Source organism: Pseudomonas sp. MS19 (genome assembly GCF_013277615.1).
Taxonomy (GTDB): Bacteria; Pseudomonadota; Gammaproteobacteria; order Pseudomonadales; family Pseudomonadaceae; genus Aquipseudomonas; species Aquipseudomonas marincola.
Genome location: NZ_VBTO01000014.1, coordinates 182,748 through 193,926 on the forward strand (window position 1 = coordinate 182,748; position 11,179 = coordinate 193,926).

Sequence of the window (11,179 nt, forward strand, 5' to 3'; positions counted from 1 at the left end):
ATTGGGCCACTGCCAATCTTGCGAGTTACTGAACGGGTCCTCCCCGACCGGCTCAGGCCACCGATCGGAGTCGGTCAAAAAAGCCGGTTGAGCCCGTCAAACGCAGCCACCCGATAGGCCTCAGCCATGGTCGGGTAGTTGAAGGTGGTGTTGACGAAATACTTGAGGGTATTCGCCTCGCCCTTCTGGTTCATGATCGCCTGACCGATGTGCACAATCTCAGAGGCCTGATAGCCGAAGCAATGCACACCCAGCACTTCCAGGGTTTCGCGGTGGAACAGAATTTTCAGCATGCCCACCGGCTCGCTGGAAATCTGTGCACGGGCCATGCCCTTGAAGAACGCCTTGCCCACTTCGTAAGGGATTTTATCCTGGGTCAGCTCGCGCTCGTTCTTACCGATCGAGCTGATTTCCGGAATGGTATAAATCCCGGTCGGCACGTCATTGACGAAGCGCCAGCTGTCGTTCTGCACGATGCTGCCCGACGCCGAACGCCCCTGATCGAATGCGGCGCTGGCCAGGCTCGGCCAACCGATCACATCACCGGCGGCGTAGATGTTCTTCACCGAAGTGCGGTAATGCTCATCCACTTCCAACTGGCCGCGGCCGTTGGCTTTGAGGCCGACGTTTTCCAGCGCCAGTTTGTCGGTGTTGCCAGTACGGCCATTACACCAGAGCAACGCATCTGCCTTGATCTTCTTGCCCGACTTGAGGTGCAGCACCACGCCGTTATCAACGCCTTCAATGCGCTCATATTCTTCGTTATGGCGGATCAATACGTTGGTGTTGCGCAGGTGATAGCTCAAAGCGTCTGAGATTTCAGCGTCGAGGAAGCTGAGCAACTGATCGCGGTTGTCGATCAGGTCTACCAGCACGCCCAGACCGCTGAAGATCGACGCGTATTCACAACCGATTACACCGGCCCCGTAAATGATCAGGCGGCGCGGCGTGTGGCTCAGCGTCAGAATGGTGTCGCTGTCGTAAACACGCGGGTGATTGAAATCTACGCCGTCCGGGCGATAGGGACGCGAACCGGTCGCCACCACGATGTCCTTGGCCACCAGTTTCTCGACCGCGCCTGTCGGGCAAACCACTTCAACGGTGTGCTCGTCGGCAAAGCTGGCAGTGCCGTGAAATACATCGATACGGTTGCGGGCGTAGTAGCCGGTGCGAGAAGACACTTGCTTGGAAATTACCCGCTCCGCGCTTTTCAGCACGTCCGGAAACGAGAACCAACGGGGCTCGCCGATCTGGCGGAACATCGGGTTGGTGTTGAACTGCATGATCTGACGAACCGAGTGACGCAGTGCCTTGGACGGCACAGTGCCCAGGTGTGTGCTGTTACCGCCGACTTCGCGGCGACTGTCGACTACAGCCACTTTGCGCCCGGCCTTGACCGCATTCATTGCCGCGCCTTCACCTGCGGGGCCCGAACCGAGCACCACCACATCGTAGTTGTAGACCGCCATGTTTACTCCTCAGATCACACCGGGCGTTTAGCCACGCCTCGGCAGGGCCGCGTTGCAAAATGAACGCGGCAATCAAAAATGTGCGTAACGTTTAGCTGCCTGTAAAACAGGTTTTAAAGCTTGGTTGCATCGTAGGCCAGAGCTGTTTTCTGAGTGCCTTCGGCGCTGTTGACCTCTTCGCACTTCTCACGGCTACCACCGCAGATCGAGCATTCTTTCTCGATGCCCAGATTGGCGATACCGCCGCACGAACCGGCGATTGGTTTGCGCCCCATGATGACGCCAACGGCCATCATTGAAACGACTGAGATCATGACCAGAAATACCACGACGAATGTCATTGCTCTTCTCCCGCAGCGAATAGCTGCTCGAATGCCGGACTACTGTGTGTGACGAAGGCTTTACCCTCACGCGTCACGAAGAATGCGGCGATATTTGCCTGTTTAGCATACGCCATACCGCGCTCCGGACCCAAAACCATCAGCAAGGTCGACAAGCCATCGGCCAACTGAGTCGACTCGTTGGCGACCGTCACCGAGGCCAGTTTGTGGGTAATCGGCGCGCCTGTTAGTGGATCGATGGTGTGCGAGTAACGCACGCCATTTTCCTCGAAATAGTTACGGTAATCGCCAGAGGTGGAAATGCCATAACCATCGAGTTGCAGAATCTTTTGTGAAACCCGCTCATCATCACGCGGCGCTTCGATCGCAATACGCCAGGGCTCACCATCCGGCTTCTTGCCAGCGGCCTTGAGCTCACCAGTGGCCTCGACCAAATAACTGCTGATGCCCAGCTCGCGCAGACGACTGATAATGCGGTCGACCGTGTAACCTGCAGCAATGCTGTTAAGGTCGAGTTGGATATCGACATCCTTGCACAAGGATTGCCCATCAATGCGCAGATGCTGGTGGCCGATATGCCGACGTGCTTCGGCGATCTGTTCAGCGCTCGGGACTTTCTCAACCCGCGCCTGCGGACCGAACCCCCAAAGGTTGAGCAAAGGCTCAAGGGTCAGGTCGAATGCGCCATTGCTGTCATCAGATAACTTGCCGCCGCTACGCACCAACTCAAGCATGCCTTCGGGAAGCTGCATGCAACTGCCGGCAGGTGCCTTGTTGAACTGCGAGATCAGCGAATCATCACGGTACGTCGACATCTGCTGATCAACCTCGGCCAGAATCGCCTCGGTCTCAGCGCGCACCTTATCGACATCAGGCGTGGCATCGGTGTGCACGTATTTGACGCTATAAGTGCTGCCCATTGTCGGGCCGCCAAACTCTTCTACCCGGTCCGAAAACCAGCAGCCCGTTAGGGCTGCCGCCAAGGCGACAGCAATAACGGGCTGAAGTACAGCGTGTTTCATGATCAACCGCCGAAATCGTCGAGAAGGATATTTTCCTGCTCTACACCCAGATCAACCAACATCTTGATCACAGCGGCGTTCATCATGGGCGGGCCGCACATGTAGAACTCGCAATCTTCCGGAGCCGGATGGTCCTTCAGATAGTTCTCGTACAGTACGTTGTGGATGAAGCCTTTGAGGCCGGTCCAGTTGTCTTCAGGCTGCGGATCGGACAGCGCCAGATGCCACTGGAAGTTCGGGTTCTCGGCCTGCAGCTGATCGTACTCTTCGTTGTAGAACGCCTCACGCATGGAGCGTGCGCCGTACCAGAAGCTGATCTTGCGGGTCGACTTCAAACGCTTGAGCTGATCGAAGATGTGCGAACGCATAGGCGCCATACCCGCACCACCGCCGATGAAGATCATCTCTGCATCGGTGTCTTTGGCGAAGAACTCACCAAACGGCCCGTAAACAGTGACCTTGTCGCCCGGCTTGAGGCTGAACACATACGAAGACATCTGGCCAGGCGGCAAGTGATCCTTGCCCGGTGGCGGCGATGCGATACGGATGTTGAACTTAACCAGACCGACTTCTTCCGGATAGTTGGCCATCGAGTAAGCGCGAATCACCGTCTCGTCAACCTTGGACACATACTTCCACTGGTTGAACTTGTCCCAATCGCCACGATACTCCTCTTGAATATCGAAGTCCTTGTAATGCACTTCGTGCGGTGGGCACTCAAGCTGAACATAACCGCCTGCGCGGAAGTCAACGCTCTCGCCTTCCGGCAGTTTCAGCGTCAACTCCTTGATGAAAGTGGCAACGTTCGGGTTCGACAGAACCGTGCATTCCCACTTCTTCACGCCGAACACTTCTTCCGGCACTTCGATCTTCATGTCCTGCTTAACCGCAGCCTGACACGACAGACGCCAGCCTTCTTTGGCTTCACGACGGGTGAAGTGCGATTCTTCGGTGGAGAGCATTTCGCCGCCACCCTCAGTGATTACGCACTTGCACTGCGCGCAAGTACCACCGCCGCCACATGCAGACGACAGAAACACATTGTTCGCCGCCAGGGTTTGCAGAAGCTTGCCACCAGCCGGCACGGTAATGGTTTTTTCACCGTTGATTTCGATGTTCACGTCGCCACTGGAAACCAGCTTGGCGCGCGCCATCAGAATGATCACCACCAACGCCAGAACGATGGCGGTGAACATGCCTATTGCGAGGAAAATTTCGTAATTCATCTGATCATTCCGTCCTTACAACTGCACGCCAGAGAAGGACATGAAGCCCAGAGACATCAAACCGATGGTAATGAAGGTGATACCCAAACCCTGCAAACCAGCCGGCACGTCACTGTACTTGAGCTTCTCGCGAATCCCTGCCAGAGCGGCGATTGCCAGTGCCCAAGACAGACCAGAACCGAAACCGTAAACGGTACTCTCGGCCAGGTTGTAGTCACGCTGAACCATGAACAGCGTGCCGCCCATGATTGCGCAGTTTACGGTGATCAGCGGCAGGAACACGCCCAGCGCGTTGTACAGCGCAGGTACGTACTTATCCAGGAGCATTTCGAGGATCTGTACGATTGCCGCGATAACACCGATGTAGCTCAGCAGACCGAGGAAGCTCAGGTCAACGTCCGGCAGACCGGCCCAAGCCAGCGCGCCATCTTTGAGCAGGTAGGTGTAGATCAGGTTGTTGGCCGGAACGGTAATAACCTGTACCACGATTACTGCGATACCCAGACCAATGGCCGTCTCGACTTTCTTCGAGATCGCGATGAACGTACACATGCCCAGGAAGAAGGCCAGTGCCATGTTCTCAACGAAAACGGCCTTAGCCAGCAGGCTCAAATAGTGTTCCATTAGTAAGCCTCCTTATTCGAGACCTGTGGCGCCATTTTGAAGCTTGGCTTCTCAACCTGGTCTTTCTTCCAGCTACGGATCGCCCAGATGAACAGGCCAATCAGGAAGAACGCGGACGGTGGCAACAGCAGCATGCCGTTCGGCTGATACCAGCCGCCGTCGTTGATCACCGGCAGGATTTCGAAACCGAGCAGTTTGCCGGCGCCGAACAGTTCACGAACGATACCCAGTGCGATCAGCATGGCGCTGTAGCCCAAACCGTTACCGATACCGTCGAAGAACGACAGCACCGGCGGGTTCTGCATGGCAAAGGCTTCGGCGCGGCCCATCACGATACAGTTGGTGATGATCAGGCCGATGAATACCGACAGTTGCTTGGACAGGCTAAAGGCATACGCCTTAAGTACCTGGTCCACCACAATTACCAGGGACGCAATGATCACCATCTGCACGATCATACGAATCGAGCTTGGGATCTGGCTGCGGATCATCGAGATAAACAGGTTGGAAAACCCGGTTACCAAGGTCAATGCGATCGACATTACCAGCGCGGTTTTCAGGTTCGAGGTAACCGCCAAAGCGGAACAGATACCCAGAATCTGCAAACCAATCGGGTTGTTGTTGAAGATCGGATTGAGCAGGACTTCTTTTATAGTCGGCTGCGACATGATCAAGCCTCCCCTGCGCGCAATTTAGTGATAAACGGACCAAAGCCTTCTTCACCCATCCAGAACTTGAGCAGGTGATCGACGCCATTACTGGTCAGCGTTGCACCCGCCAGCGCATCAACCTGATGCTCTGCTTTCGGGCTCTTCGGGTCTACGCCACCTTTAACCACCGAGATGGCAACTTTGCCGTCGTCAGCGTAAATGGTTTTGCCTGGCCACAGTGCCTTCCACTTCGGATTGTCGACTTCGCCGCCAAGACCCGGTGTTTCAGCGTGCTGGTAGAAACCAAAACCGCTGACCGTGTCGAGGTCGGCTTTAAGGGCGATAAAGCCATAAAGAGTCGACCACAGGCCCTGACCACGAATAGGCAGAACCACTTTATCCAGCTTGCCGTCGGCCTGAACCAGATACACGATGGTGTAACGCTCACGGCGCTTGAGCTTGGCCAGATCCTGATCGGACGTCAGCGCAATCGACTCAGCCGGATCTTTGGCACCCTGCAGCGGCTCATACTTGAGCGGATCTTTGGCATCGCTGAACGTGCCAGTTTGCAGGTCAACGATCTTGGCAGTAATGCGATCATTGAACAGCGCCTTGACTTCTTTACCGCTCATGCCCGGATTACCCAGACCGGCGATCGCCAGAATGCTGCGCTGCTTGTCGAGCAGACGGTTGTCTTGCTGCGTCGGCTTCAGCGCAATGGCTGCACCGGCAACGAAGACCGAGCACACCAGGCAAACCAACAGGGCCACCAGCAGCGTGCGTGCTGTGGATTCTTTTTGACTAGACATTGCGTGCCAGCCTCCGCTTGATATTGGCTTGAACGACGAAGTGATCGATCAGCGGTGCAAACAGGTTAGCGAACAGAATCGCCAACATCATGCCTTCCGGGAAGGCCGGATTGACAACACGGATCAAGACGACCATGAAGCCGATCAGCGCACCAAAGATCCACTTGCCGGTATTGGTCATCGAGGCCGACACCGGATCGGTGGCCATGAAGAACATACCGAAAGCGAAACCACCGACTACCAAGTGCCAGTACCACGGCATAGCGAACAACTGATTGGTATCTGAACCAATGGCGTTGAACAGCATGCTCAAACCGATCATGCCGATCATCACGCCAGAAACAATGCGCCACGAAGCAATCTTGGTAATCAGCAAGATGCCGCCACCGATCATCAGAGCCAGCGTGCTGGTTTCACCCAACGAGCCATGAATAGTGCCGACAAACGCGTCCATCCAGGTAATGCCGCTGCCCACAATGTTCTCAACGCCGCCAGCAGCCGCGAGGCTCAGCGAAGTTGCACCGGCAAAGCCGTCGACCGAAGTCCACACTGCATCGCCAGACATTTGCGCCGGGTAGGCGAAGAACAGGAACGCACGGCCAGCAAGTGCCGGGTTGAGGAAGTTCTTACCGGTACCGCCGAACACTTCCTTGCCGATCACCACACCGAAGCTGATACCCAGCGCCACTTCCCAGAGCGGGATGCTTGGCGGCAGGATCAGGGCAAACAACACGGAAGTTACGAAGAAACCTTCGTTGACTTCGTGCTTGCGGATCGAGGCAAACAGGACTTCCCAGAAACCGCCGACAATAAAGGCAGTGGCATAGACCGGGAGGAAGTAGGCAGCGCCCTGGATAAAGTTATCCCAGAGACTGGTCGGGTCGAACCCGGCCATGGCACTGATCAGCGAGAAACGCCAGCCTTCCTGAGCGGCCAGCAGATCAGGAGTTGCGCTGTAGATCAGGTTGGCCTGATAGCCAGTGTTCCACATGCCGAAGAACATCGCCGGGAAGGTACACAGCCAGACGGTGATCATCATGCGCTTGAGGTCGATGCCGTCACGCACGTGGGCGGTGGTTTTGGTCACGCTGCCCGGGCGATAGAAAAACGTATCGACTGCTTCGTACAAGGCATACCACTTCTCGTACTTGCCGCCATGTTCAAAGTTGTGCTCGATTTTATCGAGGAATGCACGGATGCCCATGATCAACCCTCCTTCTCGATGCTTGCGAGGTTGTCGCGCAGGATCGGGCCATATTCATACTTACCAGCACATACATACGTGCACAGCGCCAAATCTTCTTCATCGAGCTCAAGGCAACCCAGTTTCTGGGCCATCTCGGTGTCGCCGACGATCAGATAACGCAACAGTTGGGTTGGCAGAACATCGAGCGGCATGACCGCCTCGTAGTTGCCGACCGGAACCATGGCGCGCGGGCTACCGTTGGTCGTGGTGGAGAAAGCAAATTTCTTCGCTGCCGCCAGTTTGGAGACGAAAATATTCATCACGGAGTGCTTGTTCACACCGGCACGCAGGTAATGCAGCATCTCGCGGTCATTGCCTTCAACCAGGCAAGACACTTGCTGGTGATAACGACCGAGGAAGGCAAATGCGCCCTGAGCAGTACGACCGCCCAGCACCGAACCCGAGATAACGCGGTTTTCACCTGGCTCAAGCTCACCGGCAGTCAGCTCTTGCAGGCTGGCACCCAGACGGGTACGCAGCAGGCGTGGCTTGGTCACAACCGGACCGGCCAGTGCAACAACGCGCTCAACCCACAGTTGACCGGTGGTGAACAGCTTGCCGATAGCAATCACGTCCTGATAGCCGATAGACCAGACGCTTTTAGTGGCGCTGACAGGGTCGAGGAAGTGAATGTGTGTACCGGCGAGGCCAGCAGGATGCGGGCCAGTAAAGCTTTCAGCCTGAACATTGCTCAGCTTGTCGCCAGGAATGTTGGCGCCTTCAGCCTTGCACACGAATACCTTGGCCAACGCCGACAGCACTTTAAGGCCGTCTTCGAAGTCCGCCGCATACTCGGCAATAACCACAGCCGGGTCTGCCGCAAGCGGGTGGGTATCGATTGCAGTCACGAAAATAGAGCTAGGCACGGCGTCAACCGCTGGGACCTTGCTGAACGGACGTGTACGCAATGCGGTCCACAGACCAGACTGCTGCAAGTTCTCACGAACCTGAGCAGACTCGAGAGCCACCAATTGGGCGCTCGGGTATTGCGCGAATGTTTCCTGCTCGTCACCGTCAAGATCAATCACCACCGACTGCAGAATACGCTTCTCGCCGCGATGAATTGCACTGACAACACCAGCACCTGGAGCGGTATACACCACGCCAGGCGTTTTCTTGTCGGAGAACAGAATTTGTCCGAGCTTGACCCGATCACCGACCTGAACGTTCATCGTTGGCTTCATACCGTGGTAATCGAAGCCGACGACGGCGATGCTGCGTACGGGCCTTGCGGCTTCAATACGCTGCACCGGCTCACCGGTGATGGGCAAGTCGAGCCCACGTTTAATGTTGATCATAGGTTTGCCTAACCACTGATTTAAAAGCTTTTTCTAGAATACGGTCAACGTCTGTAAGCCTAATGAAAAATCCCACACTGCAATAAATGCAGCGTGCAAGGCGATGTTGAGCGCGGGTAAAAAATCCGTTTGATTATAAAGACGCCCCCCTCCACTGACCACCCAAGCGCTTGCTTTTTTTAACTATTCCGTAACAGGGCGCAACAGACAGGGGCTTGACTCAGGTCAGAAGCAGGCTCAAATAAGACTAAAGTCTGAGGACAACTTACGACATGCGAAATATTCTTATTTTCATAGTTCTTTGCCTGCTCGGCTTCAATGCATTTGCCAACACCAGCGAGCGACTTAATCAGGCGGCATTTGCCCCGCAAGTGCGCATCGACAATCAGCCACTGGCACTTAAAAGCCAGGCGGTGTTCACCTACTTGTGGGCAGACGTATACGCCGCAGCGCTATACACCCGCCCCGAACAGAGCCCCAAGCAGGCATTACGCCTTAATAGCAATACGCGCCTTGAGCTTTATTACTTCAGGGCGATAGACCGTGATGATGTGATTAAAGCGGCCTGGACCACCTTGGAGAAACAGTTAACCACTAACACACTGGAAAAACTACGCAGTGAAATCGATCGATTGCACGCGCAGTTCACTGACATACGCCCCGGCGACCGCTACGCGCTTAACTTCGACCCGACCAATGGTCTGAGCTTCGACATTAATGGGGCGCGGCGCTTCACCAGCCCAAACACCGAGCTTGCCCGCGCCTACCTCGGCATCTGGCTGGCCCCTTCTGGCTTGTCCGACGAGCTGCGTAACACCCTACTCGCCGGACAGTGAATCTTTACCAAGCCCATAAAAAACGGGAGCCGAAGCCCCCGTTTTTATTTACCGGTGGCGATTAGCCTGGAAACGCTGGCGGGTTAACCCCAACCATGTCTTCCATCACACGCACCACCTGGCAGCTGTAACCGAACTCGTTGTCGTACCAAACGTACAGAACAACGCGGTTATCGTTGGCGATAGTCGCCTCGGCATCAACCACACCGGCGTGACGCGAACCCACGAAGTCGGTCGAAACCACTTCCTGCGAGTTAACGTAGTCGATCTGCTTGTGCAGTTCCGAGTGCAGCGCCATGTAGCGCAGGTAATCGTTAACTTCTTCGCGGGAAGTCGACTTCTCAAGGTTGAGGTTGAGAATCGCCATCGACACGTTAGGCGTCGGCACACGGATCGCGTTACCGGTCAGTTTGCCTTTAAGAATCGGCAATGCTTTAGCCGCAGCGGTAGCTGCGCCGGTTTCAGTGATAACCATGTTCAGCGCTGCCGAACGACCACGGCGGCTGCCTTTGTGGAAGTTATCGATCAGGTTCTGGTCGTTGGTGTACGAGTGCACAGTTTCAACGTGACCGTTGACGATGCCGTACTTGTCATTGATTGCTTTAAGCACCGGCACGATGGCGTTGGTGGTGCAAGAAGCGGCCGAGACGATCTTGTCGTCTGCGGTGATTTCTGCGTGGTTGATGCCGTGAACGATGTTCTTCAGCTCGCCTTTACCCGGCGCTGTCAGAACTACACGATCAATACCCGGGCACTTCAGGTGCTGGCCCAGGCCTTCGGCGTCACGCCACTTACCGGTGTTGTCCACCAGCAAAGCGTTCTCGATACCGTACGAGGTGTAATCGATCGATGCTGGATCGTTCGAGTAGATCACCTGGATCAGGTTGCCGTTGGCAGTCAGGGTGCTGTTGGCTTCGTCAACAGTGATGGTGCCGTCGAACGGACCATGTACCGAATCACGACGCAGCAGGCTTGCACGCTTGACCAGGTCGTTGTCAGCACCTTTACGCACAACAATGGCGCGCAGACGCAGGCCATCGCCACCGCCGGTCTTCTCGATCAGGATGCGTGCCAGCAGGCGACCGATACGGCCAAAGCCGTACAGCACCACGTCAGTGCCCTGACGTCCGGCAACATTTTGCTGACCGGCTACAGTCGTCAGCTCATCGCGCACGAACTGCTCCATGCTGCGACCGTTGGCTTCTTTGTGGAACTTGGCAACCATGCGGCCAAGGTCAACAGAAGCAGCGCCCAGCTTGAGCTCGCTCATGGTTTTCAAAATCGGGAACGTGTCGTGTACCGACAGTTCGTTATCGCCATCCAGACGGTGGCGCGCATAACGGTGAGCCTTCAGGATCTGAATAACCGAACGATTGATCAGGCTACGACCATAGATCGAAGTGACCACGTTGTTATTGCGATAGAGCTGGCCAATCATCGGAATCATTGCTTCCGCGAGGGCTTCGCGATCAATCCATTCACCAAGACACTGGTCGGGCTTCTGAGTCACGGGCAGTACCTTCCACATTCTGTAGGGGCTGAAAAAAGGGGCTACATTATGACGGCGGACGCGCTTTCGAGCAATGCAATCGTGTCATAACTGACAGCAGGCATGCTTGATCGGTACAATCAGCGCCCTTGTGTCTTGACCGTGAGCT

At 55.6% G+C, this 11,179-nt stretch carries 11 protein-coding genes; 1 reads left to right on the forward strand and 10 read right to left on the reverse strand.

Annotated elements, in window-relative coordinates; genetic code table 11:
- Positions 1-74: 74 nt before the first annotated feature.
- The 9 genes from sthA to FEZ62_RS16660 form a co-directional block, all read right to left on the reverse strand.
- Positions 75-1,469, reverse strand: coding sequence for a Si-specific NAD(P)(+) transhydrogenase (gene sthA, locus FEZ62_RS16620; protein ID WP_069898813.1), 1,395 nt, complete (start codon positions 1,467-1,469; stop codon positions 75-77).
- Between the two features lie 113 nt (positions 1,470-1,582).
- Positions 1,583-1,810, reverse strand: coding sequence for a (Na+)-NQR maturation NqrM (nqrM, locus tag FEZ62_RS16625; protein ID WP_069898815.1), 228 nt, complete (start codon positions 1,808-1,810; stop codon positions 1,583-1,585).
- A complete protein-coding gene (locus tag FEZ62_RS16630; protein ID WP_172929020.1) occupies positions 1,807-2,832 on the reverse strand; it encodes an FAD:protein FMN transferase in 1,026 nt (341 codons plus the stop codon). Before FEZ62_RS16630 ends, nqrM begins: the two co-directional genes overlap by 4 nt.
- 2 nt (positions 2,833-2,834) lie before the next feature.
- Positions 2,835-4,058, reverse strand: coding sequence for an NADH:ubiquinone reductase (Na(+)-transporting) subunit F (gene nqrF / locus FEZ62_RS16635; RefSeq protein WP_172929022.1), 1,224 nt, complete (start codon positions 4,056-4,058; stop codon positions 2,835-2,837).
- A gap of 15 nt (positions 4,059-4,073) precedes the next feature.
- Positions 4,074-4,682 carry an NADH:ubiquinone reductase (Na(+)-transporting) subunit E gene (nqrE, locus tag FEZ62_RS16640; protein ID WP_010485177.1) on the reverse strand — a complete coding sequence of 203 codons (609 nt, stop codon included), beginning with the start codon at positions 4,680-4,682 and terminating at the stop codon, positions 4,074-4,076.
- The gene (locus FEZ62_RS16645; RefSeq protein ID WP_170827724.1) at positions 4,682-5,356 is read right to left on the reverse strand and encodes an NADH:ubiquinone reductase (Na(+)-transporting) subunit D; all 675 of its coding nucleotides are present in this window, start codon (positions 5,354-5,356) and stop codon (positions 4,682-4,684) included. Before FEZ62_RS16645 ends, nqrE begins: the two co-directional genes overlap by 1 nt.
- Complete coding sequence (locus tag FEZ62_RS16650; RefSeq protein ID WP_069898823.1) at positions 5,353-6,141, reverse strand: Na(+)-translocating NADH-quinone reductase subunit C; 789 nt, start codon at positions 6,139-6,141, stop codon at positions 5,353-5,355. Before FEZ62_RS16650 ends, FEZ62_RS16645 begins: the two co-directional genes overlap by 4 nt.
- A complete protein-coding gene (locus FEZ62_RS16655) occupies positions 6,134-7,345 on the reverse strand; it encodes an NADH:ubiquinone reductase (Na(+)-transporting) subunit B (protein WP_069898825.1) in 1,212 nt (403 codons plus the stop codon). The genes FEZ62_RS16650 and FEZ62_RS16655 overlap by 8 nt, the downstream gene beginning before the upstream one ends.
- 2 nt (positions 7,346-7,347) lie before the next feature.
- Positions 7,348-8,685 (reverse strand): Na(+)-translocating NADH-quinone reductase subunit A, encoded by a 1,338-nt coding sequence (locus FEZ62_RS16660; RefSeq protein WP_172929024.1) that lies wholly within the window; start codon positions 8,683-8,685, stop codon positions 7,348-7,350.
- Between the two features lie 272 nt (positions 8,686-8,957).
- Between FEZ62_RS16660 and FEZ62_RS16665 the strand changes: the two genes are divergently transcribed.
- On the forward strand, positions 8,958-9,521 hold the full coding sequence (locus FEZ62_RS16665; RefSeq protein ID WP_172929026.1) for a chalcone isomerase family protein: 564 nt from the start codon (positions 8,958-8,960) through the stop codon (positions 9,519-9,521).
- A 61-nt stretch (positions 9,522-9,582) separates the two neighbouring features.
- Here FEZ62_RS16665 and FEZ62_RS16670 read toward each other — a convergent pair whose 3' ends face one another.
- The gene (locus FEZ62_RS16670; protein WP_069898831.1) at positions 9,583-11,049 is read right to left on the reverse strand and encodes a glyceraldehyde-3-phosphate dehydrogenase; all 1,467 of its coding nucleotides are present in this window, start codon (positions 11,047-11,049) and stop codon (positions 9,583-9,585) included.
- Positions 11,050-11,179: the final 130 nt, after the last annotated feature.

Excerpts from the sequence above, each read along its gene's own strand:
- sthA (WP_069898813.1), bottom strand. The coding sequence starts at position 1,469 with ATGGCGGTCTACAACTACGATGTGGTGGTGCTCGGTTCGGGCCCCGCA.
- nqrM (WP_069898815.1), bottom strand. The coding sequence starts at position 1,810 with ATGACATTCGTCGTGGTATTTCTGGTCATGATCTCAGTCGTTTCAATG.
- FEZ62_RS16630 (WP_172929020.1), bottom strand. The coding sequence starts at position 2,832 with ATGAAACACGCTGTACTTCAGCCCGTTATTGCTGTCGCCTTGGCGGCA.
- nqrF (WP_172929022.1), bottom strand. The coding sequence starts at position 4,058 with ATGAATTACGAAATTTTCCTCGCAATAGGCATGTTCACCGCCATCGTT.
- nqrE (WP_010485177.1), bottom strand. The coding sequence starts at position 4,682 with ATGGAACACTATTTGAGCCTGCTGGCTAAGGCCGTTTTCGTTGAGAAC.
- FEZ62_RS16650 (WP_069898823.1), bottom strand. The coding sequence starts at position 6,141 with ATGTCTAGTCAAAAAGAATCCACAGCACGCACGCTGCTGGTGGCCCTG.
- FEZ62_RS16655 (WP_069898825.1), bottom strand. The coding sequence starts at position 7,345 with ATGGGCATCCGTGCATTCCTCGATAAAATCGAGCACAACTTTGAACAT.
- FEZ62_RS16660 (WP_172929024.1), bottom strand. The coding sequence starts at position 8,685 with ATGATCAACATTAAACGTGGGCTCGACTTGCCCATCACCGGTGAGCCG.
- FEZ62_RS16665 (WP_172929026.1), top strand. The coding sequence starts at position 8,958 with ATGCGAAATATTCTTATTTTCATAGTTCTTTGCCTGCTCGGCTTCAAT.
- FEZ62_RS16670 (WP_069898831.1), bottom strand. The coding sequence starts at position 11,049 with ATGTGGAAGGTACTGCCCGTGACTCAGAAGCCCGACCAGTGTCTTGGT.